Source organism: Streptomyces sp. NPDC059909 (assembly GCF_042730885.1).
GTDB lineage: Bacteria > Actinomycetota > Actinomycetes > Streptomycetales > Streptomycetaceae > Streptomyces.
This window is the reverse complement of record NZ_JBHWKX010000002.1, coordinates 75,107-99,086: the sequence shown is the minus strand read 5'-3', so window position 1 is coordinate 99,086 and position 23,980 is coordinate 75,107. Positions and strand designations below refer to the sequence as shown.

Sequence of the window (23,980 nt, the reverse complement as noted above, 5' to 3'; positions counted from 1 at the left end):
CTAGGGGTGGTGCAACTGCCCCGCCCGCAGTGCCTCGTACGCCGCCAGCAGCCCGTCGACCGACTCCCGGCCGGCGGGCTGCAGCGGTTCCCGGACCGGTCCCGCGGGCAGCCCGAGCGCGTCGAGCAGCGCCTTCGCCGTCACCGTCCCCGGCAGCCCGGACGCCATCATCAGCTCGGCGAGCGGGACCGTCAGCCGGTTGAGCCGGGCGGCTTCCGCCGTCCGGCCCGCGTCGTACGCGTCGAGCACCGCACGCAGCACGCGCGGCGCGAGGTTCGCGACCGTACTGACGAAGCCGGCGCCCCCGACCGCGTACAGGGGCAGGTTCAGCTCCTCGCAGCCCGAGTAGTACGCCAGCGAGGTCCCCGCGATCACCTTCGTGCTGCCGAGCAGGTCGTACGCGCAGTCCTTCACGGCCACGATCCGCGGGTGCCGGGCGAGCCGCAGCAACGTGTCCGGTTCGATGCGGGTGCCCGTGCGCCCCGGGATGTCGTACAGCATCAGCGGAACGCCCGCGGCGTCCGCGACCGTCCGGAAGTGCGCCTCGACGGCGGCCTGCGGCGGGCGGCTGTAGTACGGCGTGACGACGAGAAGTCCGTCGGCGCCCGCGGCTTCGGCGGCCCGCGCCAGCTCGACGGTGTGCCGGGTGCTCGCGCTGCCGACACCGGCGACGACGCTCGCCCGGTCGCCCACCGCCTCGCGCACCGCCCCGACGAGCGCGGTCTTCTCCGCGTCCGTGGTGGTCGGCGACTCGCCCGTCGTGCCGTTCAGCACGAGCCCGTCGCAGCCCTCCGCGACGAGGTGCGCGGCGAGCTTCTGTGCTCCGGACAGGTCCACGTCGCCCGCGGGGGTGAAGGGCGTGATCATCGCGCAGAGGGCGCGGCCGAAGGGGCGCGGGGGGTGCTCCGGGTGCGTGCCGTGGTGCCGGCTCGGTGTGGTCATGTTCGCAGTGTCGGCCGCCAGGTCGTGAAGTTCCACTTAGTTCTGCTTGGGGTGAAGGGAAAGTAATACTGAAGTGTCCGTGAGGCGGGGCCGCGCCAACTGTCATGATCGGGCGGGCGGGACGAGGTCGACACGAGAGCGAACAGCATGAGCGAACAGCATGAGCGAACAGCATGAGCGAACAGCGAGAGGCTGATGCGGGTTGACCTGAACCTTGGTTGAAGTTTCACGATGGTCGTCGAAGCGGTGCACCACACGGGTGCGACCGGCGAGGAGGACCATCATGAGCGTGCAGCTTTCCCCCGTTCCCGACCTCACCCGTCCCGGCGTCGGCGCGATCAGGATCAGCAGCTGGCGGGTCGGGACGCCCGAGCGGCAGAAGGCCGCCGTCGAGGCGATGGCCGCAGCCTGGCAGCGCGGCGACTGGCCGGATCCGGGCCTGCTGTCCTACAGCGTGTACGCGAGCGACGACGGCGAGACCCTGCTGCACTACACGCAGTGGGCGAGCGACGACGCCTTCCAGGAGTTCCTGCGCACCCGGAGTGCCTTCAAGGAGGAGTGGAACGCCGAGGTCGACGCCGCCGTGCCGGGCATCGAGCGGCTCGGACTGCACGCGTACGAGCTCTACCGCAGCGGCCGGCGCATCCCGGACGACCACCGGGTCCCGGGCTGCGTCGTCATCGTCGAGGTCGACTTCGAGGGCCCCGACGCGGCGAGGCAGCGCGACTGGATCGACGCAGTGTTCGCCGCCCTCGAGAGCGATCCGTACCCGCATCCCGGCGGCATGGCGGCCCACTTCCACACCCGCACGGACGGCACCCGCGTCGTCAACTACGCCGAGTGGGAGAGCGCGCAGGCACACCTGGAGGCACTCGCGGCCCCCGGCGACGGCGTCGGCTCGCGCACGGAGCAGTGGGAGCGGGTCCAGCACTACCCCGGGCTCACGGGCAGCCGCGTGACGCGCTACACGCCCGCACTCAGCATGAGCGCGGGCGTGTAGGCACAGGCCCCTGGTCACCGGACCCCGGTGACGGGACCCCGGTCACCGGCTCCCGGTTACGGGCGGAAGCGCAGCACCTGCGGGTCGTGGTCGCTGTTCTGGTCGGCGAACTCCGCGTTGATGTGCACGCTGTCGTAGCTGAAGTCGTCGATCGACGGGCTCGTCAGGATCTGGTCGAGCACCTGGCTGTTGCCCTGGTAGACGTACGAGTAACGCTCGCCGCGCGGCAGGGACTTGATCGCCGGGTACAGCACTCCGCCGTTCGTCAGCGCCTGCGTCGTCGCCGAGAACTCGAAGTCGTTGATGTCACCGAGGACCACGACATCGGCACTGCGCTCTGCCGTCAGGACGTCCTTGACGAAGGCGTTGACGGCCTGCCCCTGCTGGAGCCGCCTGGCCTCGGAGGAGCGGACCGGCGGCTGGTGGTGCGAGGTCAGGCCCTCGTCGCCGCCCTTCGAGCCGAAGTGGTTGGCGATGACGAAGACCGTGCGGCCGCGGAAGACGAACTCGCCCACGAGCGGCTTGCGGCTGTTCTCCCAGGCGAGGTTCGCCGGGTCGATCCGGCCGGGGGAGAGGGTGAGGGCCGCGTGACCCTCCTCCCGGACGACATCGGTCGCGGTCGTCGCGTTCCCGCCCGCACGGTCGGTGAAGGACACCCGCTCCGGGTTGAAGAGGAACACCTGGCGGATGTTTCCGCCGGGCTCGCCGCCGTCCTTGTTGTTCTCGGGGTCGATCGTGCGCCACTCGTACGCGGGACCGCCGGCCGCCGAGATCGCGTCGGTGAACTTCCGCAGCGTCTGGTCCGCGGCGACCGTGCCGTCGTTCTTGGCGCCGTTGTTGTCCTGGATCTCCTCCAGGGCGAGGATGTCGGGCGAGGCGAGGTTGTCGACGACGGCCTTCGCCAGCGCGTCGAACTTCTCCTGGGGGTCGGACGGGTCCAGGTTCTCCACGTTGTACGTGGCGATGGCGAGCTCGCCGCGGCGCTGCGGGCGCGTCGACTCGCGCTCCAGCTCGCGGTCGGTGACCGTGCCGAGGGTGCGGGCGGTGATCGTGTAGCCGCCGAACTGGTTGAAGTCGAGCGGTCCTTCGGTCGTCCCGGACAGCACATCGCCGACGTTCGCCTTGGGGAACGGCTGCTGGGCGAGCGGGATCAGCGACTGGATCTGCAGCCGGCCGGTGTTCTGGGACTCGTACGAGCCGTAGCGCGTGCCCCCGCGCCAGGTCGGGTTCTCCCAGGGCTTCACCGTCACCCACAGCTCGGCGTACGGGTCCGTGGCGCCGACGACCCGCGAGGTGCCGACGCGTACGTTGCTGCCCTCCAGCGACTCGTAGTAGTCCAGGGCGTACGAACGGGGCTCGAGCGGGAGCGCGTTGATGCTGTTCGCCGCGGCCGGGTCGCCCTCGGGCGCGTACGCCGACGGGACGGTCCAACCGGAGACGGTCACGGCCTCGGGCAGCGCGTTGCCGGAGGAGACCACGGTGACGACCGGCTTGGAGATCTGGGTCAGCGACTGGTTGCCGGAGCTCAGACCGCCCGGGACGTACTCGCCGACGGTGCCCGAGACCTTCACGGCGTCGCCGACGGCGACGGTCGGGGTGGAGCCGGTGAAGACGAAGATGCCCTCACTGGTGGCCGGGTTCGCGTCCGCCTGCGGGTCCTGGATCCAGAAGCCGCGCGAGGAGCCGTACGTACGGACGCCGATGACGATGCCCTCGACGTCCGTGACCTGCTGCCCGACGAGCGGGCTCACGCGGGTGGTGCCCTGGATGTCGTGAATGCGTACGCCGGCCGCGTCGGTGGCGATGTCGGCGTCGGCGGCGGCCGAGGAGGAACCGGCGAGCAGACCGGCGGCCAGTGCGGTGGCCACGACGGTCGCGACGGCGGCGGATCTCGGTATCGAAGGCATCGGAGAACTCCGGAGTGAGGGATGGGGGGTGGTACGGATGTCTACGCGCGTCAATCTCTTGGCAGAGCACGGCTCTTGTCAAGACCTGCCGGGTATACGGGCGTTGACGCCTTCATGAACCGGAAGTCTTCGGGCGAAATGCGTCTACGCTGGGTGCCGCCCCGAGCCGGTACGCGCAAGCCGAGGAGAACCGCCAGATGCCAGGACACCGCCCCGCCGTACGCCCCGCCCTGCCGCCGGTGCGACTGCACTCGGAGGCGGAGTTGGCGCGCGACGCACTCGGGACACCGCTGCTGTCCCGGGCCGTCCGCCTCGCGCGCTGGGCCGGGCCGGCGACGAGGGTCGGGGCCGGCGGGGAGCTCGTGGACGAGCAACTGCCCGCGGCGGCAGAGGCCTTGGGACTCCCCGGGGACGAGGACGGGGCGGCTGAGGCGAGCGAGGCATGGCGGATCGCCGTGGACACCGGTCTCGTCGAGGTCGTCGACGCCGGTGAGGAGCGAGAGGGCGAAGGCGAGGGCACGGTCCGGGACCGGGGCAGCGGCGAGGACAAGGATGCCGGGTACGGCACCGTCACCACGGGCGGCAATCTGTCGCTGATCACCGGCGGCGGCCCGCAGGACGTGCTCGCGCTCTGGCAGGACGCTTTCGAGGTGGTCTTCGCCGACGCGATCGCACCCTTCCTGGACGATCTCTCCGAAGTCGTCGGCAAGGACGGCGAGATCGACTTCGAGTCGCTCGACTGGAACCCCGATGCGGAGGCCGATCTCCTCGAGGGCGTCCTCGGCAACCTCTACCTGCTCACCGTCACGGAGGGCGGGGCGGGGGGAGGCCCGGTACCGCTGCCCGCCCTCGCGGCATCGGTCATCGTGCCCGACGACATGGGGGAGCCCACCGACGACGTCCTCGAGCAGGTGTCGGACGCGATGATGCGGCTGGACGACCAGTTCAGGCTGCTGGAGCCGATCGGTCTCGTGGAGTACCGGCCGGTCGACGAGGCGCTGATGGTGGAGGAGGGCGCCGAGCCCGAGCCTTCGGTGGACGACGAGGACGTCTCGCGGTACGGGCTCGTGAAGCTCACGCCGCTCGGGCTGTTCGGCGTACGGGCCCGGCTGCTCGAGGCCGGGGCGCTCGCGCCCGCGGTGGGGGACCTCGCGGACAGGGGCGCCGATGCGCTGCTCGACGGGGTGGCCCACTACCCGGAGACGGCGGCGCGCGCGGAGACCCTCGCGTGGCTCGGCAGGCGCGAACCGGCGGACGCGGCCGCGGAGCTGCTCGGTGCCGCCCGCGGCGCGGACCGGGGGGCGCCGCTGCGGCGGCTGCACTGCCAGCAGGCGCTGTCGCTCCTCGGCGCTGAGGCCGAGCCCGCCGTGCGCGACGTCCTCGACGACCGGGAGCTGGGCGGGCTCGCGCGCGTATGGCTCGCGGAGCGGGGCACCACGGACGTGCCCGCGCCGCCGGAGTCCATGATCTTCTGGCTCGCGATCGACACGATCGCGGCGCAGCTCGACGCCGAGGGAGAGGGCCGGGGTCCGGGTCAGGACCAGGGCGAGGGCGAACTGCAGGACCTCGTGGAGGGGCTGGTCGGCCGGCACACCGGGTTCTTCGACACGGCGTGGCGGGTGGACCATCCGGCGACGGCGGACGTGCTGGAGGCGATGGGACGGCTGCACCGCGACAGGAAGTTGGCGAAGGAGGCCCGCAAGGCGGCGTTCAAGGCCCGCTCCCGGCCGGGGACGTGACGCTGCGCGTCGACGCCGCTGCGTGGGGGCGGGCGTCTGGGGCCGCTGCGTGGAGCGTTTCCCCTCCTCGCCCCTTCCCGAACTGGGGCTCCGCCCCAGGCCCCGTTCCGGGGCTTCGCTCCAGGCCCTTCCCCCCTACGCCCTGCGGGCGTGGGGACGGGGGTTCACCTCCACCGGCGGCGGGGCTCCCTTGGAGCCCGTCCGGCGTTTGAGGACGGACACACGGGTCGCCCGGTCGGTACCGGGCACGTCCCCGGGGGTGCTGGGCCGAGCCCCGCTTCGGGAAGGGGCGGGGTGGTGAAGAGGCCCGGGGAGGTTCATGGAAGCGGGTCTCTCGGTGTTGTGTGATGTCGCACGGCGTTCAACCGCCGTTTATGCGTGAGCGGGAGCGTTGCCCCGCACACCCGCACCGCCGCACCTCCGGACCTCAGATCTCCGGGCACCACGCCACCCCGTCCCTCAGGAGACCGCGATGCCGCTCAGCCGCAGGGAATTCGCCCGACAGTCCGCGCTCACCGGCGCGGGAGTCGCCCTCACCGGCGCCGTCGGCGCACTCGCCACCGCACCCGGCGCGCTCGCCGCCGAGGACAACGTCGACGAGGCGGCCGCGGAGGCCGCCCACGACCACGGCCCGGGCTACGGCCCGGGCTACGGCCCTCTGATCCCCGACCCGAACGGCATCCTCGCCCTCCCCGCCGGGTTCTCGTACCGCATCGTCACCCACAGCGGCGTCACCAAGCTGGAGTCGGGCGAGTTCACCCCCTCCAACCACGACGGCACCGCCACCTTCGAGGGCCCCCGCGGCGTCACCCTGCTCGTCAACAACCACGAGCTCAAGGGCCCCCGCGCCAACTGGAAGTACCCCGTCCCGCTCACTGACGGCCTCGTCTACGACCCGGCCGCGGCCGGCGGCTGCACCGTGGTCGAGACCCACCGCGACGGCCGCACCGCCGAGTGGGTCGGCATCGCCGGCACCTCCCAGAACTGCGCGGGCGGACGCACCCCCTGGGGCACCTGGCTCACCTGCGAGGAGAACGCCGACCGGGCCGGCCAGAACGGCATGACCAAGGACCACGGCTACGTCTTCGAGGTCGACCCCTACGACCGCCGTGCCAACCGCCACCCCTTGCCGATCAAGGCCTTCGGCCGCTACGAGCACGAGGCCGTCGTGATCGACACCAAGCGCGGCCACGCCTACCTCACCGAGGACGCCTCCGGCCCCAACGGCCTCTTCTACCGATGGGTCCCGCCGCACGGCTTCCAGCACGGCCGTGGCCGGCTGCGCCACATCCCCGAGGATGCCGGCCTGCTCCAGGCGCCCAAGTGCTACGACGCGGGCGGCCGTTTCGTCGATGATCTGTCCCGCGCCACGAAGACCGGCACGGTGTACGGCGTGGACTGGGTCGACGTCCCGGACCGCGACGCCAAGGCCGTGCCGGTGCGCAAGCAGTTCGGCGAGGGCGAGGTCACCCGTGCGCGCAAGCTCGAAGGCATGTGGTGGGCGGACGGGGGCGCGTACATGGTCTCCTCGTACGCCCGCGACGAGAGCCCGGGGCAGCCGCACGACGGCCAGGTCTGGTTCTACGACCCGCGGCGCCGGACCCTCACCCTCAAGGTGCTGCTCGGCGTGAACGCGGACCCGTCCAAGGACGGCGCGTACGACGGCCCGGACAACATCACCGTCTCGCCGTACGGCGGCCTGATCATCGCCGAGGACGGCGAGGGCATCCAGCACCTCTTCGGCGCGACCGAGCGGGGGCGCGTGTACCCGATCGCCCGCAACGAACTGAACCTCGGCACCGAGGAGGAGCCGGAGTACAGCGAGTTCGCCGGCGTGGTCTTCTCGCCCGACGGGCGGACCCTGTTCGCCAGCATCCAGACCCCGGGCATCCTGCTCGCCATCACGGGCCCGTGGCGGCGCTCACTTTGAATGGGGCGTAGCTCGTACGGGTGAGCTATTCCAGTTGGCCTCCTGCCGCGCGGTGCTGGACATACCGTTCACATATGTCCAGGTCATCCGATCAATGCGGGTGCGCCGTTGACGACGAAGCGTTCCGGACGCTTCTGCAGCAACCGGTGCAGCCTGTGAGGCACTGCGCGGCAGCGGGCCGAGGCGAGACGGCGCCCCAGGCCGCTCTGAGCGCGGCGGCCTGGGAGGCCGTGACCCCGTTCGATGGGCGCGATGGCGCTCGTGCGGAATCTGCGCAACTTCGACGAGGCCGGGGTCTCGGACGAGGTCGCGGCGCGGGTCGCCGCGAAGATCTCGGACCCGGACCCGGACGTGGTCGCGGCGGCAGTTCCCCTTCCGCTACCTGGCCGCGTACCAGCACGCACCTGCGCTGCGCTGGTCGCACCCGCTGGAGAAGGCGCTCGGGCACTCGCTCGCACAGGTGCCCGCGCTGTCCGGCCGGACGCTGATCCTGGTCGACCGCTCCGGCTCGATGTGGACGCGGCTGTCCGACCGGTCGCAGCTCAGCCGGGCGGACGCGGCGGCGATCTTCGGTACGGCGCCGGGCGTCGGCGATGCGGGCGGCCGACGCGGATCCGGTCGAGTTCGGGACGAGCAGCCGGCCCGTGGCGTACCGGCGGGGCGAGTCGGTGCTCAAGGTGCTGGAGCGCTTCGGGGACCTCGGCGGCACGAACACCACCGAGGCGGTCCGCCGCCACTACCGGAAGCACGACCGGGTGCTGATCGTCACCGACGAGCCGGCGATGTGCAGTCACCACGGCGGTCCGACCGGGCAGGTGCCGGACGGTATTCCCGTCCACACCTGGAACCTGGCTGGCTACCGCGCAGGTCACGGCCCCTCCGGCACGGGGAACAGGCACCCTTCGGGGGCCTGACGGACGCGGCCTTCCGGATGGTTCCGCTCCTGGAAGTGGGCCGGGACGCGAACTGGCCCTGGGTGGGGGCTTGAACCGGTAGTAGCCGGAGGGCGCATACTTCGGGTAATGACAAAGTCAGCCGGATCCCGGCGCCATCTGCCCTCCAGTCCCTTCAACCGCCCCACCCCGGTCAGCCCTCCGATCGAGCAGTTCGAGGTCGGAGACCGGGTTTCGCATGATCAGTTCGGACTCGGAAGAGTCATCGCAGTCGAGGGCGCAGACGCCGTCCTCATCGACTTCGCCGGGCGACAGGGAAGGATCCTGAGCCCATACACCAAACTGGCCAAACTCTGACAGGGCCGGCCCTGGGGCCGCCGCGCATGCCGCGACGACCCCAGGGCCCGGTCCGGACGGCCAGGGCTGTCAGGGCGCCGTTGGTGGCGCCTCAGAGTGCCTGTGCCGCGGGCTTGACCATGCCGCGGACCGTGCGGGACTTCACGAACTCGCCCATCGCGGTCATCTCCCACTCGCCGGAGAACTGGCGGATCAGCTTGGCCATCATCACGCCGGTCTGCGGCTCCGCGCCGGTCAGGTCGAAGCGCACCAGCTCCTCGCCCGTCGCCGCGTCGATCAGCCGGCAGTAGGCCTTCGCGACCTCGGTGAACTTCTGGCCCGAGAAGGAGTTGACCGTGAAGACCAGACCCGTCGCCTCGGCGGGGATACGGCCGAGATCCACGACGATCACCTCGTCGTCGCCCGCGCCCTCGCCGGTCAGGTTGTCGCCGGAGTGCTTGATCGCGCCGTTCAGGATGGACAGCTTGCCGAAGTAGCAGCTGTCCAGGTGGTTGCGCTGCGGTCCGTACGCGATCACGGACGCGTCCAGGTCGATGTCCTTGCCGCGGAAGGCGGGCTCCCAGCCGAGGCCCATCTTGACCTGGGAGAGCAGCGGGCGGCCGCCCTTGACCAGGGACACCGTCTGGTTCTTCTGGAGACTGACCCGGCCCTTGTCCAGGTTGATCTTCCCGGTGCCGGGTGCGGGCGCGGCGGCGGGAGCGGGCGCCTGGGCGGGGGGAGCGGGGGGTGCGGCGACGCGCGGGTCCGCCACAGGGGCAGGGGCAGGGACGGGGGTGGGAGCGGGGGCCGCGGCCGGCTCCTCCTCGACCGAGACGCCGAAGTCGGTGGCGATGCCCGCCAGCCCGTTCGCGTACCCCTGGCCGACCGCGCGGGCCTTCCACGCCCCGTTCCTCAGGTAGATCTCCACGATCACCAGCGCCGTCTCCGTGCCCAGCCGGGGCGGGGTGAAGGTCGCCAGGGCCGCGCCGTCGTCGGCATTGCGGATCGTGGCCGTGGGCTCGATGCCCTGGAAGGTCTGACCTGCGGCGTCCGGGCTCGCCGTGACCACGATCTTCTCGATCCCGGGCGGGACGGCCGCGGTGTCCACGACGATCGCGTCGGGCGCCGTGCCGCCGCCGGACCGGTACGTGACACCGGGGCCCGCCGGCTGGTTGTAGAAGATGAAGTCGTCGTCGGAGCGCACCTTGCCGTCGGCCGTGAGCAGCAGGCCCGATACGTCGAGCCGCACCGGAGCGGCGACGTCCACCGCCACGCGTACGGCGGTCAGGGGGATGTTCGAGCCGGGGGTCATAGCTGTCATGACTGGGGTAACGAGCGACACCCCTTTGCCGTTCCCTTACCTTCGGCCGGACCGGTTCCTCGGGTGCTCGCGCGCCGTCCGCTCGTTCCCGAACCGGTACGCACCGGTCCAGCGGGCCATGACCAGCTGTGCGTCCCCCGACTCCACCTCGGCCAGGAACTTCGCCGCGCGGGCGCCGCGCAGCGTGCCGGCGGCGCGGCCGTGGTGGCTGATGACGACGATGTCGTCGCCGCGCTGCTCGTAACGGAAACCGGAAGGTCTGGGCATGGTCCGTATCCTGCCCCGCGGGCCCGTGCGGGGTCACCCGATTACAGCGGCTCAGTGCGGCCACATCGGCGGGTTCGTCACGAAGTGCCCGCCGAGGCGTGCGTGGTCCGGGTTATCCGGGTCCAGCTCGCCCTGTGCGGCGATGAGCTTCTCCGCGAACTGCTCGGAGTCGTCCTGTGGCTCGTACCCGAGCGCACATGCCGTCGAGAGGTCCCACCACAGCCGGGTATTGGCCGAGGAGCCGTAGGCGACGGTGTGGCCGACGCCCTCCGCCGTGAGCGCGGCGTGGAAGAGGCGCGCCCCGTCGCCGGGGCTCATCCAGACGGACAGCATCCGTACGCTCGTGGGCTCGAGGAAGCAGGAGCCGATCCTGACGGAGACGGTCTCGATGCCGTGCCGGTCCCAGTAGAGCTGGGCGAGGTCCTCGCCGAAGCACTTGGAGAGGCCGTAGTAGGTGTCGGGCCGGCGCGGGGTGTCGATGGGGATGAGCGGATCGCCCTCGCGCGGGCGGGGAGTGAAGCCGACCGCGTGGTTGCTGGAGGCGAAGACGATGCGCCCCCTGCCTGCGGCGGGGGAGTCCCCGGCGCTCCACTCCTCGCGGGCCGCCTCGTAGAGGTTGTAGGTGCCCTCGATGTTGGCGCGGAGGATCTTCTCGAAGGGGGCTTCGAGGGAGATGCCCGCCAGGTGGATGATCGCGTCGACTCCCCGTACCGCCTCGCGCAGCGCCTCCTTGTCGGCGAGGTCGGCGGTGATCGCGCCGGGTGCCCCCTCGATGGGGGTCATGTCGAAGAGGCGGAGCTCGTAGCCGTACGCGGGAAGCAGCCCCCGCATCAGGGTGCCGAGGCCGCCGGCTGCGCCGGTGAGCAGGACGATGCGGGGTGCGGGCATGGGTGGTTTCCCCTCGACGCGATGCGGGTCTGACCTGTAGACGGCATTCATATGCGTGGACAAGCTAGGGAGGTGCTCCACGCAACGTCAAGTGTCCCGCCGCGGGCCGGACTCCGCGTCTCAGTTGCGCACTTCCGTCGTCTGGGTTGCGGATTTCCGTCTTGACCGGCACGTCGGGGCTGCCCTAGCGTGGCGGCGTTCAGAAATATAGACATCAATCAGATTGATGCACGAGCCTCGATCGCTCGGTGCACGGCCCAGGGAGCGCCCGTGTCCTCAGCCCCGCTCGCCGCCCGACTCACCCGTGCCAACGGGCCGCTGTTCTTCCCCGTCACCGCGTACGGACCCGACGGCGCCCTCGATCTCGACGCCTTCCGCGCCCATGTGCGATCCGGCATCGACGCCGGTGCGGCCGCGGTCTTCGCCTGCTGCGGCACGGGTGAGTTCCACGCGCTCACCCCGGAGGAGTTCCGCGACTGCGTCGCCGCGGCCGTCGAGGAGACCGCCGGCCGGGTCCCGGTCGTCGCGGGCGCCGGATACGGCACGGCCCTCGCGATCCGGTACGCGAAGCTGGCCGAGGACGCGGGCGCCGACGGGATCCTCGCCATGCCCCCGTACCTCGTCGTCGCCGACCAGGCCGGACTGCTGCGCCACTACGCCGCGCTCGCCGCCGCCACCGGACTCGACATCATCGTCTACCAGCGCGACAACGCCGTGTTCACACCCGAGACCGTCGTCGAACTCGCCGCCGTCGACGGCATCATCGGCCTCAAGGACGGCTACGGCGACCTCGATCTGATGCAGCGCATCGTCAGCGCCGTACGCACCGCTGCAGCCGGCCCCGAAGCCCCCGGGCGCGACTTCCTCTACTTCAACGGCCTGCCCACCGCCGAACTCACCGGCCTCGCCTACCGCGGCATCGGCATCACCCTCTACTCCTCCGCCGTCTTCTGCTTCGCCCCCGAGATCGCCCTCGCCTTCCACCGCGCCCTGACCACCGGCGACGACGCCACCGTCGAGCGCCTCCTCGACGGCTTCTACCGCCCGCTCGTCGAACTCCGCGCCCGGCGCAACGGCTACGCCGTCTCGCTCGTCAAGGCCGCGGTACGGCTGCGCGGACTGGACGTCGGCGAGGTGCGGCCCCCGCTCAGCGAGCCGACCGCCGACCACATCAAGGAGCTCGCCGACATCGTCGAACGCGGCTACGCCCTCCTCGGGGGCGGAGCGGCCGAGTGAGAGCGGGCGCCTTCGTCTACCCCTGGGACATCATCGGCGACCCCGGCGCCCCGGCCCGGATCGCCGGCCTCGGCGTCCGGCAGGTCACCCTCGCCTCCGCCTACCACTCCACGCGCGCCCTGACACCGCACCACCCCCGCCACCGCATCGTCACCGCCGAGCAGGCTTCGGTGCTCTACCTGCCGGACGAGACGCGCTGGGCGGGACGTGAGCTGCGTCCGTACGCGGCCGGGGACTGGGCGCCCGGCGACGCGTACGGGCAGGCCGCCGAGGCCCTCGTGGCCGCCGGGCTCGACGTGCACACCTGGGTCGTCCTCGCCCACAACTCCCGCCTCGGCGCCGAGCATCCCGGCACTTCCGTCGTCAACGCCTACGGCGACCGCTACCCCTGGGCGCCCTGCATCGCCCAGCCCGCCGTCCGCGCGTATCTCACGGACCTCGCTGCCGAGGCGGCGGCACGGCCGAGGGCGCACGGCACCGAACTCGAATCCTGCGGCTGGTACGGGCTCGCCCATCTGCACGCCCACGACAAGACCGCCGGAGTCGGACTCGGCGACGCCGCCCAGTACGCCATGTCGCTCTGCTTCTGCACCGCCTGCCGCGACGGGTACGCCGCCCAGGGCGCGGACCCGGACGAGCTGAGCGCGGGCGTGCGCGAGGCGCTGGAACCCGTGTGGCGGGGGAGCGCGCCCACCGACATCTCCGTCGAGAAGCTGCTGGGCGCCGAACCGGCCGCGGTCACCCTGGAGTTCCGTACGCGGACCGCGCGGACCCTCCAGGAGGCCGCCGTCGCCGCGGTACGGGCCGCGGCGCCCGAGGGCTTCCAGGTGCTGCTGCACGCCGACCCGGTGGCGTACCACTGCGGGGCCAACGCCGGGGTCGACCCCGCGCACGTCCTCGGCCTCGCCGACGGCGTCGTCGTGCCGTGCACGGGCGGAGCCCAACCGGTACCCCCCTTCGCCCGGCACGCCTCCGCGACGTCCGTCGTCGCCGCCAACTTCACCGTGGTCGGCGGCATGGGCGGCAGCCCGGTCACCCTCGCTGCCGACGCCGCCCGTGCCCGGTCGCTCGGGGCGAACGAACTGCGGCTCTACCACGCGGGACTGGCCTCCGGCCAGGACCTGGCGGCGGTCAGGGACGCGCTGGCACAGCTCGCCTGACCGTCACGAGCGCCACCGCCGTCAGCAACCCCAGCGCCCCGACGACCGGCAGCACGGCCCGGACGTCCACCACCGCGACCAGCCAGGCGCCCAGTGCCAGCGCGACCGCGTTCGGTACGAACACGAGCGTCTGGGCGGTCGCGGCGGTCCGCCCGAGCACCGCGTCCGGCGTCTCGCGCTGCACCGCCGTCATCGCCGCGACCAGCACACACGGCAGCCCGAGCCCGACCGCCCCGCTGCACACCAGCGCCAGCGCGTCGTGCGGCACCGACCGCCCCGCCACCGCAAGGGCGAACAGCGCGATGCCGCACGCCGCGTACACCCTCTCCGGCAGCCGCCGGAGCAGCGGTCCCGCGAGCAGCCCGCCGAGGACCGAACCGGCGCCCTGCACCCCGTACAACACCCCCACGAACGCGGGGGCATGGCCCAGCACCTCGTCCACGACCGCGAACAGCAGCGCGCCGTTCAGCCCGGCGAGCAGCATGGTGGCGCCGCCCGCCAGCACCAGGGGCCGCTGCACGGGAGAACGCCACAGGAACCGCGCACCCTCCGCCGTGCCGGCCCACGCGTGCCGGGACCCGACCGGCTTCTCCTCCCGTACCCGCGGCAGCGCGAAGATCCCGGCGGCCAGGGCGAACGTCGCCGCGTCGAGCAGCGCCACCGACGCCCCGCCGAACCGGGCGAACAGCCAGGCCGCGGCGGGCGGCGCGATCAGCTTCATGCCCTCGTTCGCCGTCATCCGCAGCCCGTTGAAGTCCCCGAGCAGCCGCCGGTCGACCGCGCCCGCGAGCAGCGCGGCCTCCGCCGCCTCCTGGACGACGCCGCAGGTCCCGTAGACCGCGAGGACGCAGAACAGCAGCCACACCCGGTCCGCGGAGTCGAGCAGCAGCAGCGACGGCAGCAGCACCGCCGGAGCGGCGTTCACCGCGACGAGCAGCGGCCGTCTGCGGATCCGGTCGGCGACCGCCCCGAGCAGCGGCCCGGCGAGCGAGGGCGCCCACAGGACGAAGACCGTCAGCGCCGCGAGACTGTCCGAGCCGGTCAGCGACTTGACCCAGATGCCGGAGACCAGCCACATGGCCGTCGTCCCGAAGCCGGAGGCGACGACCCCCGCGAGACACAGCCCCGCGGTGCGGTCCCGGATGACCATGACCTTGCCCATCCGGGCATCGTGGCAGTGGCTGCGGTCCGGCCGGATGGGGCAGTTGACCTACTTTCCGGCGTGCCGGGTCCTTAAGCGCGGCCGATCTGACGTAACACAGCTGACGTACCCGGCTGACGTAACACGGAGAAAACCTGAAGGGCCTCATCGGTGGGAACAATCCAGCCACCAGCACCCGCAGGACCGTCACCCGCGAGGAGAGCCCATGCCGCAGCACACCGCCGTCGACCGCTACTTCAGAATCAGCGAACGCGGATCGACCCTCGTCCGTGAGGTACGAGGCGGCTTCGCCACGTTCTTCACGATGGCCTACATCCTCGTGCTCAACCCGATCATCCTGGGCGGGACCGAGGACAAGTTCGGCCAGCAGCTCTCGGGCCCGGCGCTCGTCACCTCCACCGCGCTCGTCGCCGCCGTGATGACCGCGATCATGGGTCTCGGCGGCAATCTCCCGCTCGCCATCGCGGCCGGGCTCGGCCTGAACGCCGTCGTCGCCTTCCAGCTCGCGCCTCTGATGAGCTGGCCGGACGCGATGGGCGTGGTGGTCCTCGAAGGCATCGTCATCTGCGTCCTGGTCGTCACCGGGCTGCGCGAAGCCGTCATGCACGCCATCCCGCAGCAGCTCAAGCAGGCGATCAGCGTCGGCATCGGGCTCTTCATCGCGTTCATCGGCTTCATCGACGCGGGCTTCGTGACCCGTATCCCCGGCGAGACCGGGTCGGTGCCGGTCCAACTGGGCGCGAACGGGCAGCTCTCCGGCTGGCCCGTGCTCGTCTTCTGCCTCGGCGTCCTGCTCACCATGTCGCTGATGGCCCGCAGGGTGCGCGGCGCGATCCTCATCTCCATCGTCACGATGACCGTCGTCGCGATCGTCATCAACGAGATCGCCGACATCGCCCCGCTCGCCTGGGGCCTGACCGTGCCCAGCGTGCCCACCGACGTCATTGCCGCACCCGACTTCCAGCTCGTTGGCGCGTTCAGCCTCTTCGGCGCGTTCGAGCAGGTGGGGATCGTGACCCTCGTCCTGCTCATCTTCACCCTCGTCCTGAGCGACTTCTTCGACACCATGGGCACGATCGTCGGCGTCTCCAACGAGGCCGGGCTCCTCGACGACAAGGGCGACGTCCCCAACCTGGGCCGCGTCCTGCTCATCGACGGTGCCGCGGCCTCCGTCGGCGGCATGGCCTCCGCGTCCTCCAACACCTCCTACATCGAGTCCGCGGCCGGCGTCGGCGAAGGCGCCCGCACCGGCCTCGCCTCCGTCGTCACCGGCGCCCTCTTCGGCCTCGCCCTCTTCCTCACCCCGCTCGCCACGGTCGTCCCGGCCCAGGCGGCCGCCCCCGCCCTGGTCGCGGTCGGCTTCCTGCTGATGACGCAGGTCCGCCACATCGAGTGGGAGCGGTACGAGATCGGCATCCCGGCCTTCCTCACGATCGCCGTGATGCCCTTCACGTACTCGATCACCAATGGCATCGGCGCCGGCTTCCTCGCCTACGTCGTCATCAAGACGGTGCTGGGCAGGGCGCGGGACGTGCACTGGCTGCTGTGGGCCGTGTCGGCCCTGTTCGCGGTCTACTTCGCGATCGACCCGCTCGAGGAACTGCTGGGCATCTAGGAACCGGCCGAGGGCTGTGGCCCCCCGGCCCGGGGCCTCAGCCCCGCAGGTGCCCCAGCACGGACCCGACCGCGTGCTCCACGGCGTCCTGCGCCTGTTCGGTGTGGTCGATCGTCTCGAACCCGTGGTGGCCGAGCGGGACGTCGACCAGCTCGACCTCGGCCCGGCAGTCCTCGGCGGCGGTCAGGAATTCCTCGACCGTCACCGCGATCTCCGCGCGCTCCAGCTCCACCCGGGTCAGGACGATCGGCAACCGCCCTGCGGCACGCACCGCGGCCGCAGGGCGGAACCGGGAATCCCCGAGCCCCCAGTTCGGCAGCGGCGCGAGCACGGGATAGGTCGCCGCCACACACCGCAACCACGGCGGGGGTGCCGCGAGCCAGTCCGCCGACAACAGCCCGCCGCCGGAGAAGAACCACAGCGCGATGCGCTCCCCGTCGACGCGCGGATCAGCGCGCACGAGGTCGACCGCTGCGGCGACATCGTCGGCAGCATGTCCGTAGTCGCCGAGACCGTGCAGCCCGTGATCCAGCGTCACGCCGACCGCGCCCCGGCTCGCCACGTACTGGCCGTAGCCGACGAAGGCCGGCCAGTCCCGCGGTGTCGGACGCGCCTCGGGGTGAACCGGGCCGCCGTGGACGAACACCACTGCCGGACGAGGGCCGTCGGCATCGGGCAGATGGAGATCGACCTGGCCCACCCGCTCGCGGCGCATCTCCGGCACGTCCAAGAGGAAGGGCCGGAGATGCGCGGGCTGTTCGCCCACCTTCGCGGCCACCCGGTGTCCCTCTCCGGCGGCGGCTCGCAGCAGTACCTCAGCGAGTTCACCGGGCGTGGAGAGCATCGGCCAGTGCCCGGTGTCGAGTTCGAAGAAGCTCACCCGGGGGTCGGTGAGCGCCTGGAGGCGAGGATCGCCCAGTCCCACCAAGGCCTCGACCGCGGCGATGCTCGACCCGTTGGCGATGCAGAGGACGCCGGTTGTCGGGAGCCCGGAGACCGCCCCCGACAGCCGGAGCGGCTGGGTGAGCGTGCCCCGCGGCTGCGGAGCGGCAAGGCGGGACAGCCGGGCCAACACGTCCGCGGGGACGCCGGCGACGCTGCCCCAGCGCTGCCACTCATCGAGCGGCGGCGGGGGAATGCGCCTGTCCTCGTCGCCGTGCTCGGACCCGTGCAGCCGTTCCCGGAGCGCCTGGTCGGGCACCAGCTTCAGGGCCGGGTCGCGGTCCTGGGGCATCCCCGCGTCCAGGTGGACGATCCGGGCGATCCGCTCCGGGCGCCGGTCGGCGGCGCCGAGCACCGGGTGGATGCCGTAGCAGTGGCCGACGATCACCACCTCCGGCGCATCCACATGGTCGATCACCTGCACCAGATCCTGGATGTGCGTCTCCAGGTCCGTGTCAGGGCCCGCCAGATGTCGGCGGTCACCCATGCCGGTGAGCGTCACCGGATGCACCTCGCTCCCCGACTCCCGCAGCCGGGCGGCCACCTCCCGCCATATCCAGCCGTCCGTGTGGGCGCCCGACACCAGAACGAATGCCGTCATGACCCTCTCCCTCGCACGTCTCGTCCGCGGGACCGGCCGTAGAGGCCGTCCGCGCTCGCCGGTACGGTAGGAACTCCCCCTGAGGGAGGATCAAGCCTTGTCCCCTGACGGTATGTTGAGCATCGGCGAGCTCGCCGAACGTGCGGGCGTCACCGTCAAGACCGTCCGCTTCTACTCCGACCGCGGCCTGCTGCCCGAAGCCGCCCGCAGCGCCGGTGGCCACCGCCGGTACGGCCCCGAGGCGCTCGACCGGCTCCGGACGATCCGCTCGCTGCGCACCCTCGACCTGCCGGTCCCGGACGTGGGCCGGATCCTCGACGAGGAGGACGCGCTGGAGGACGTCGTCGCCGGACAGCTGCGGGAGCTCGGCACGCGGCTGTCCGCCCTGCGCTGGCGGGAGGCGGCCCTCCGGCTGCTCCAGGACTGCACCCCCGAGGAACGCGCCGACCGGCTGCTCCTGATCGGCGCCGTGTCCGTCCCGCCCAGCACGGCCGCGCCGGCGCGCTTCTGGCGGCGCTGGCTGCCCGCGCGGATGCCGGCCCGGCTGGTCTCGGCGATCATCGATGAGGCCGTTCCGCAGCCCCCCGCGGATCCGACCCCGGCGCAGGTGCTGGCCTTCGCCCGGCTGCACGCCTTCGTCTCCCGGGACTGCCGCGGCACCGAAGCCGGCCGTCCCGCCGCCCACCAGCCCGACAAGGGCTACCGCCCGGCCGTGCTTTACGACGGTCTCCGCGAGGCCTTCGCGCTGGCGGCGCCGGACCTGCGGGAGGGGCGGCCCCCGCACGAGGGCGAGGCACTCGACTGCTTCGTCTCCGCCTACGCCCACGCCTGCGGCGCGCACGACACTCCCGCCTACCGCCGCCGGCTCAGCGGTGAGCTCGCCACCGATCCCCGTATCGACCACTACTGGCAACTCGCCGCCGAACTGTCCGGCCCGTCGCAGCCGACCCCCGGAGCCGCCCACGACTGGCTCCGCGCCGCCCTGGACATCCGGACGGCCCGTCCGGCCAGTGCGGCATGACCTCTTGGCCCGCAGTCGTCACGCGGGCTGCCGGGCACCCCTGCCCTCGTACCAGAGCGCCGCGCCCGTCACCAGCGCGCCGGCGCCCTCCCACAGACCGACCCCGAGGAAGCCGGACGGTGCGCGTCCCCCGATCACCGCGAGGGTGAAGACCGTGCAGGTCAGCAGACGGAAGGGGACCGTCCAGCGGAAGAACGGCTTCCAGTCCGCAAGGGACGCCAGGACGTAGTAGACGCCCATATTGACCGCGGCCATCGAGGAGGCAGTGAGGAAGACCAGCGTGTGGTCGCCCTCCGCGCGGCTGGAGTCGGATATGGACTCGAAGCCCATAAGGCCGATCAGGGGGTCGGGGGCGATCAGGCCCACCACGCCCAGGGCGGCGGCGAGGACGCCGAACACCGCCATGGTCCAGCCGGACAGGGAACGGGGCAGGGCTCGCACAGAAGTCCTCCGCAGACAAGGGGTGTTGAGGGGGTGTTGACGGTGAACGACCCCTGCATACCGTGCGCCCCGCCCCGGTCCGCAACCGGGGGCTACTTCACCCAGGTGGCCCGCACCAGCAGAGCGAGCACCAGGAGCAGAGTCAACTACCCGTCGCTAGGGGACGGGTTTGCACAACGTGCGCCACTGGCGGTGACGCGGCGTTTGCGTCCAGTCCCACCCAGAGTTCCCGGGGGTGGGGCAGGGGCCGTTGACTCGGCCCCGCTTCGCCACAACGCCCGCGCGCGGGCGCGGATATTACGGGAGCCGTTCCGGTCCGCGTGATCAACGAATCCGCAGCTCCGGCACGCGAACCAGGCCTGCGAGACGCGGTTCGCCTTGTCGACGTGGCCGCATTCGGCGCAGGTGCGGGAGGTGTTCGCCGGATCGACGTACACCACCGGCACCCCCGCCCGGCGGGCCTTGTGTCCGATGAAGGCTCCCAGCTGGTGGAAACTCCAGCTGGAGTGGGTGGCCCGTTGGGGCTTGCGCAGCCGTACCCGCTCGCGGATGCCCGTGAGATCTTCCAGGGCGATCCCGCGACCGGTGCGTTGAGCCTCGGCCACCACATGCTTCGCGATCTTGTGGTTGATGTCCCGTGCCCGCCGCGCCTCCTGGCGCCGGCGCTTCTTCAGCCGCCGCTTTGCGGACGGGGTGTTCTTCTTCTGGAGCTTTTGCCGCAGGTGGCGCTCTCGGGCGCGGATGCGGTTGAGCCGGCGCCCTGCCATGATCTCGCCGTCACTGGTGGTGGCGATGTTCACGATCCCCAGATCGACGCCGAGGAAGTCAGATGGATCCGTAGTGAGTTCAGCCTCGGGGATCTCGCAGGCCGCCATCACAAACCACATGCCATCCCGCGCGATCAGGTCCGACGCGCCCTGGCGGTGGAGGGCCAGGCAGGCCAGTTGCTCCGGGGAAGCGGTGAACGCAATGTCCTTGACCCGGCCTGTCACTGTCCAGATCGAGACGCGCCGCTGGTCGACCTGCCAGGACAGCATCCGGTCGTCATACGGCTGCGCACCCTCAGGGCGGAAGGCGATCGGCGTCTCACTCGCGCGCCGGTAGCGCTTCGAGCCGGGTTTGCCGAGATTCCCCGCCTTCAGGTTCGAGGCCAGGGTGCGGTAGGCGTCGCACGTCTTCTTGATCACATGCTGAGCGGCCTGCGCCCCCAGTCCCCACCGCGCCTTCACTTCGCCGTAGGTGAGCTTGCGCAGCGCGAAGTTCTTCTTCACATCCTTTTCGAATGCGACCTTGCCCACCCATGTGGCGGCCTCGTTGCAGGCGCGCAGGGTCGCCTCAAGTGCCGCTGCCTGCACGGGCGTCGGCAGCAACTTCACCTGAACCACCAGTTTCACACCCGCGACGCTAGCCGGCATCCCTGGCATCGACATTCGAACACGGCACATTCACCTGATCCGGTCTGGATCCTTCCCTGCGCTCCGCGCCAGCGGGCGCCGCGGTGCTCCGCACCGCCGGAACCAGGATGCGATTCCTTGTCCCTGAGGTCCTGGGTGAACGACATCCAGGCCCACCCGGTGCCGCGGTCGGTGGCGGCATCGGCACCGGGGCGTGCGGCTCAGCGCGGGGTGATGAATCCCGACTCGTACGCCGCGATCACCGCCTGTGTACGGTCCCGGGTGCCCGTCTTCGCCAGGACGGCCGCCACATGCGTCTTCACCGTCGCCGGGCCGACCCGCAGCCGCTCGGCGATCTCCGCGTTCGTCAGGCCCGTCGCCATGAGGCGCAGCACGTCCGCCTCCCGCTCCGTCAGGCGCGCGGCCCACGGCGGCGGGGTGGCCTTGCGGGTGCTGTACGCGGCGGCCAGGCCGCGGAGCGCGGCCGGGTAGAGGAGCGAGTCGCTGTGGGCGACGAGCCGGACCGCAGCCACCAGGTCCTCCGCCGCGGCCCGCTTGAGCAGGAAGCCCGCGGCGCCGGCCCGCAGGGCGTCGTACACGTACGCATCGTTCTCGAAGGTCGTCACGACCACGATCCGCGGGGGCTCGTCCATCGAGCCGAGGATCTGCCGGGTGGCCCCGATGCCGTCGATCTCCGGCATGCGGACGTCCATCAGCACCACGTCGGGCCGCAGCTCGCGCACCACCGAGACCGCCTCGGCACCCGTCGCCGCCTCCCCGGCCACGTCCAGGTCCGGCTCGGCGTCGAGGATGACCCGCAGTGCGGCGCGGACCATCCGCTCGTCGTCGGCGACGACGACCCGGATCGCGCTCACCGTGCACCGCCCAGCGGGATGCGGGCCGTCAGCCGCCACAGGCCGTCGCACGGTCCTGCCTCGGCGTGGCCGCCGAGCAGCGTGGCCCGCTCGGCGATGCCGCGCAGACCACGTCCGCCGCCCGGGCGTACCACCGGTGCCCGCTCGGGCAGCGGGTTCTCCATCATCAGCTCCAACTCCTCGTCTTGTACGTGCACATGAAGCGACACGGGCACGGCGCCGCCGTGCCGCAGCGCGTTGCTCAGTCCCTCCTGGACGATCCGGTACGCCTCGCGGGAGACCGCCTCGGGTACGGCGGCCGGGTCGCCCGACGCCTCGTACGCCACGTTCTGTCCGGCGTGTGCGAGCAGCAGCCCGTCCAGCGCGTCGAGCCCCGGCGTGGCCAGCTCGCCGTCGTCCTCTCCCTTCCGCAGCAGGCCGAGGACCGAGTCGAGTTCGCCCACCGTCCGCCGCGTGGTCTCCTCGATCGCCGCCAGCGCCTCCCGTACGAACTCCACATCGCTGTCCAGGACCTTGCGGGCGGCACCGGCCTGGAGCGTCACCGCACTCAGCGCATGGCCCACCGAGTCGTGCAGCTCACGCGCGAGCCGGTTGCGGACGGCGAGTTCGGCGGCCCGCCGCTCGGCCGCCGCCAGCCGGTCCTCGGGCGTCGGGCCCAGCAGCAGCGGCGCCTGGCGGGCGAGCAGCGCTCCGGTTCCGGCCGCGCATGCCGCGAGGGCGAGCAGCATCAGCAGCCCCGCGGGCAGGCCCGCGTACACGACCCAGGACTCGTTCAGCGACCAGAGCTCCGCGAGCGCGGACTCGCGCAGCGACGCGGAGAACGGCAGCACCATGATCGCCACCGCGAACGGTGGCAGCGCCAGGGTCGCCCCGCTGACCAGTCCGCCGAGCCCCAAGTGGAGCGTGTACCAGGCGGCGGTACGGGCTCTGGCCTGCCGGGTCCGCGCCGGCCCGTCCGCGAACCGGTCCGCCGCCACCCCGCACATCGCGCGGGCCGCAGCCACCGACAGCGGCCGGGCCAGCGGGAAGAGCGCGCTGATCGCGGCCAGCGGCAGGGCGATCCCGTACGCCCCGAACTGCACGGCCAGGGAGCCGCGGAACAGGCCCGGAGTGTCCACGAGCGGGCCTATGACGACCGTGCCCAGCAGCCAGTACGGCATCAACAGTGCGCCGCCCAGGATCAGATGGGCCCAGCGCAGCCGGGCCCGCGCCCCGAACAGCGCCCTGAGCACGCGCGTCACGCGCCGCGTCGCCGCAGGAAGGACGCGATGCCGGTGGCGAGGAGCAGTCCGGTGATCATTTCCCCAGCGTAGGTCAGGGTCATCAGCGCTGTGGCCGCCTTGTCCGGATCGGCCTCGGGCATCAGCGTGACGAGCAGCATGAAGCCGCCCCATGCGCCCATGACTCCCGAACCCACCCAGCCGAGCGCCAGTGGCGTCCGCACCCGCAGCTGCGGCCCGCGCCGGAAGGCGAGGAGCAGCACGCCCGTCACGGCGAGCACCACGAACAGCACCCGGACGCCTTCCAGTACGTAGAAGTCGGTGGTGCGCTGGTCCAGCCCGGCCGGGGACAGTCCGGCCGTCGAACCGGCCGCCCACAGCAGATGCATGACGGCGGGGAACAGCGCGAGCACCGACCCGGCCAGGGTGGTCGCCCGCATCCGGGGCCCGGTCACGGCGGTGGGCAGATCCCAGACCGTTCCGTGCCACAGGTGCCCCCAGCGGCCGCGGGCGTACAGCACGAAGAGCGTGCCCAGTGTCAGTCCCTGCACGATGAACCCGCTGTAGACGACGCCGAAGACCCATTCGTCGAGGAACGGTTCCTTCGGAGCGTCCTGCGCCGTCGTGCCGCCGCCGAGGGCCACCAGCAGCTGGAGCGGGAATCCCACCATGATCGGGACGAGCAGGCCGGTCGCCACCCACATGGGGAACGCCAGGAGCCACGACCTCACCCGGAGCCCCCAGGGCTGGGTGAGCAGCAGCGCGAGGACGACGACGGCCGCGTCCATCAGGACCGTAATGCTGTTCACGACGGCCATCTGCACGCGGTGGTCCAGGAGTCCACTGCCCTCGGGGATGCCGATCTCGCTGCCGGCCACCCAGGCGATCTTGAGCGAGATGTACGGGGCGCAGGACACGATGGCGAGGGCGCGCAGCAGCCTGCGGCCCTGGCCGAGGCGCGGCGCGGGCGGAACGCGGACGGCGTCGAGCGGTGTCTGTGCCGGTGTCTGTGTCATGACACCCAGGCTTCCGGCCCGCCGCCCGCGCCACCTCCTGCCTGGAGAGGAACCCTCTCCGCCGTGCGGCGGAC

At 71.9% G+C, this 23,980-nt stretch carries 20 protein-coding genes and 1 pseudogene; 9 read left to right on the top strand and 12 right to left on the bottom strand.

The features are described from left to right. Nucleotides 1–942 carry a 4-hydroxy-tetrahydrodipicolinate synthase gene (gene dapA / locus ACFV9O_RS02485; protein ID WP_385411281.1) on the bottom strand — a complete coding sequence of 314 codons (942 nt, stop codon included), beginning with the start codon at nucleotides 940–942 and terminating at the stop codon, nucleotides 1–3. Between the two features lie 283 nt (nucleotides 943–1,225). Between dapA and ACFV9O_RS02480 the strand changes: the two genes are divergently transcribed. Further along, nucleotides 1,226–1,942 carry an antibiotic biosynthesis monooxygenase gene (locus tag ACFV9O_RS02480; protein ID WP_385411279.1) on the top strand — a complete coding sequence of 239 codons (717 nt, stop codon included), beginning with the start codon at nucleotides 1,226–1,228 and terminating at the stop codon, nucleotides 1,940–1,942. A 56-nt stretch (nucleotides 1,943–1,998) separates the two neighbouring features. On the opposite strand, the gene ACFV9O_RS02475 is transcribed toward ACFV9O_RS02480, so the two are convergent. Further along, nucleotides 1,999–3,849 carry an endonuclease/exonuclease/phosphatase family protein gene (locus ACFV9O_RS02475; RefSeq protein ID WP_385411278.1) on the bottom strand — a complete coding sequence of 617 codons (1,851 nt, stop codon included), beginning with the start codon at nucleotides 3,847–3,849 and terminating at the stop codon, nucleotides 1,999–2,001. Between the two features lie 197 nt (nucleotides 3,850–4,046). Between ACFV9O_RS02475 and ACFV9O_RS02470 the strand changes: the two genes are divergently transcribed. From ACFV9O_RS02470 to ACFV9O_RS02455, 4 genes and pseudogenes are all read left to right on the top strand, one after another. After that, nucleotides 4,047–5,588 (top strand): hypothetical protein, encoded by a 1,542-nt coding sequence (locus ACFV9O_RS02470; RefSeq protein WP_385411276.1) that lies wholly within the window; start codon nucleotides 4,047–4,049, stop codon nucleotides 5,586–5,588. Between the two features lie 472 nt (nucleotides 5,589–6,060). Further along, a complete protein-coding gene (locus ACFV9O_RS02465; RefSeq protein ID WP_385411275.1) occupies nucleotides 6,061–7,518 on the top strand; it encodes an alkaline phosphatase PhoX in 1,458 nt (485 codons plus the stop codon). Between the two features lie 212 nt (nucleotides 7,519–7,730). Then, nucleotides 7,731–8,506, top strand: a pseudogene (locus ACFV9O_RS02460) (TROVE domain-containing protein); the annotation flags it as partial. A 34-nt stretch (nucleotides 8,507–8,540) separates the two neighbouring features. Continuing rightward, nucleotides 8,541–8,768 carry a hypothetical protein gene (locus tag ACFV9O_RS02455; RefSeq protein ID WP_385411273.1) on the top strand — a complete coding sequence of 76 codons (228 nt, stop codon included), beginning with the start codon at nucleotides 8,541–8,543 and terminating at the stop codon, nucleotides 8,766–8,768. A 91-nt stretch (nucleotides 8,769–8,859) separates the two neighbouring features. On the opposite strand, the gene ACFV9O_RS02450 is transcribed toward ACFV9O_RS02455, so the two are convergent. From ACFV9O_RS02450 to ACFV9O_RS02440, 3 genes are read right to left on the bottom strand one after another with little or no spacing between them, the layout of a single operon-like run. Continuing rightward, nucleotides 8,860–10,068, bottom strand: a complete 1,209-nt coding sequence (locus ACFV9O_RS02450; RefSeq protein ID WP_385411271.1) for a TerD family protein — start codon at nucleotides 10,066–10,068, stop codon at nucleotides 8,860–8,862. Nucleotides 10,069–10,104: 36 nt separating this feature from the next. After that, nucleotides 10,105–10,335 carry a hypothetical protein gene (locus tag ACFV9O_RS02445; RefSeq protein ID WP_385411269.1) on the bottom strand — a complete coding sequence of 77 codons (231 nt, stop codon included), beginning with the start codon at nucleotides 10,333–10,335 and terminating at the stop codon, nucleotides 10,105–10,107. Nucleotides 10,336–10,386: 51 nt separating this feature from the next. Then, nucleotides 10,387–11,223 (bottom strand): NAD-dependent epimerase/dehydratase family protein, encoded by an 837-nt coding sequence (locus ACFV9O_RS02440; RefSeq protein ID WP_385411268.1) that lies wholly within the window; start codon nucleotides 11,221–11,223, stop codon nucleotides 10,387–10,389. Nucleotides 11,224–11,493: 270 nt separating this feature from the next. Here ACFV9O_RS02440 and ACFV9O_RS02435 point away from each other — a divergent pair, with 270 nt between their 5' ends. Together ACFV9O_RS02435 and ACFV9O_RS02430 are read left to right on the top strand one after the other, a co-directional pair. Then, on the top strand, nucleotides 11,494–12,459 hold the full coding sequence (locus tag ACFV9O_RS02435) for a 5-dehydro-4-deoxyglucarate dehydratase (protein ID WP_385411267.1): 966 nt from the start codon (nucleotides 11,494–11,496) through the stop codon (nucleotides 12,457–12,459). Next, nucleotides 12,456–13,619 carry a hypothetical protein gene (locus tag ACFV9O_RS02430; protein WP_385411266.1) on the top strand — a complete coding sequence of 388 codons (1,164 nt, stop codon included), beginning with the start codon at nucleotides 12,456–12,458 and terminating at the stop codon, nucleotides 13,617–13,619. The genes ACFV9O_RS02435 and ACFV9O_RS02430 overlap by 4 nt, the downstream gene beginning before the upstream one ends. Here the strand turns inward: ACFV9O_RS02430 and ACFV9O_RS02425 are convergent. Continuing rightward, nucleotides 13,591–14,781, bottom strand: coding sequence for an MFS transporter (locus tag ACFV9O_RS02425; RefSeq protein ID WP_385411264.1), 1,191 nt, complete (start codon nucleotides 14,779–14,781; stop codon nucleotides 13,591–13,593). The genes ACFV9O_RS02430 and ACFV9O_RS02425 overlap by 29 nt on opposite strands. Before the next feature lie 205 nt (nucleotides 14,782–14,986). On the opposite strand from ACFV9O_RS02425, the gene ACFV9O_RS02420 reads away from it, so the two are divergent. After that, complete coding sequence (locus tag ACFV9O_RS02420) at nucleotides 14,987–16,396, top strand: NCS2 family permease (protein ID WP_385411262.1); 1,410 nt, start codon at nucleotides 14,987–14,989, stop codon at nucleotides 16,394–16,396. 37 nt (nucleotides 16,397–16,433) lie between these two features. Here the strand turns inward: ACFV9O_RS02420 and ACFV9O_RS02415 are convergent, their stop codons facing one another. Continuing rightward, nucleotides 16,434–17,939 (bottom strand): alpha/beta fold hydrolase, encoded by a 1,506-nt coding sequence (locus ACFV9O_RS02415; RefSeq protein ID WP_385411261.1) that lies wholly within the window; start codon nucleotides 17,937–17,939, stop codon nucleotides 16,434–16,436. Nucleotides 17,940–18,051: 112 nt separating this feature from the next. Here ACFV9O_RS02415 and ACFV9O_RS02410 point away from each other — a divergent pair, with 112 nt between their 5' ends. Beyond that, nucleotides 18,052–18,960: a MerR family transcriptional regulator gene (locus ACFV9O_RS02410; RefSeq protein ID WP_385411260.1), complete on the top strand. Its 909-nt coding sequence runs from the start codon at nucleotides 18,052–18,054 to the stop codon at nucleotides 18,958–18,960. A gap of 18 nt (nucleotides 18,961–18,978) precedes the next feature. Here the strand turns inward: ACFV9O_RS02410 and ACFV9O_RS02405 are convergent, their stop codons facing one another. The 5 genes from ACFV9O_RS02405 to ACFV9O_RS02385 form a co-directional block, all read right to left on the bottom strand. Next, nucleotides 18,979–19,365 (bottom strand): hypothetical protein, encoded by a 387-nt coding sequence (locus tag ACFV9O_RS02405; protein WP_385411770.1) that lies wholly within the window; start codon nucleotides 19,363–19,365, stop codon nucleotides 18,979–18,981. 182 nt (nucleotides 19,366–19,547) lie between these two features. Then, nucleotides 19,548–20,795 carry an RNA-guided endonuclease InsQ/TnpB family protein gene (locus ACFV9O_RS02400; RefSeq protein ID WP_385411259.1) on the bottom strand — a complete coding sequence of 416 codons (1,248 nt, stop codon included), beginning with the start codon at nucleotides 20,793–20,795 and terminating at the stop codon, nucleotides 19,548–19,550. A gap of 221 nt (nucleotides 20,796–21,016) precedes the next feature. Beyond that, a complete protein-coding gene (locus ACFV9O_RS02395) occupies nucleotides 21,017–21,631 on the bottom strand; it encodes a response regulator (RefSeq protein ID WP_385411767.1) in 615 nt (204 codons plus the stop codon). Nucleotides 21,632–21,666: 35 nt separating this feature from the next. Next, nucleotides 21,667–22,911 carry a sensor histidine kinase gene (locus ACFV9O_RS02390; RefSeq protein ID WP_385411257.1) on the bottom strand — a complete coding sequence of 415 codons (1,245 nt, stop codon included), beginning with the start codon at nucleotides 22,909–22,911 and terminating at the stop codon, nucleotides 21,667–21,669. Beyond that, the gene (locus tag ACFV9O_RS02385; protein WP_385411255.1) at nucleotides 22,908–23,906 is read right to left on the bottom strand and encodes a hypothetical protein; all 999 of its coding nucleotides are present in this window, start codon (nucleotides 23,904–23,906) and stop codon (nucleotides 22,908–22,910) included. Before ACFV9O_RS02385 ends, ACFV9O_RS02390 begins: the two co-directional genes overlap by 4 nt. Between the last annotated feature and the right edge of the window lie 74 nt (nucleotides 23,907–23,980).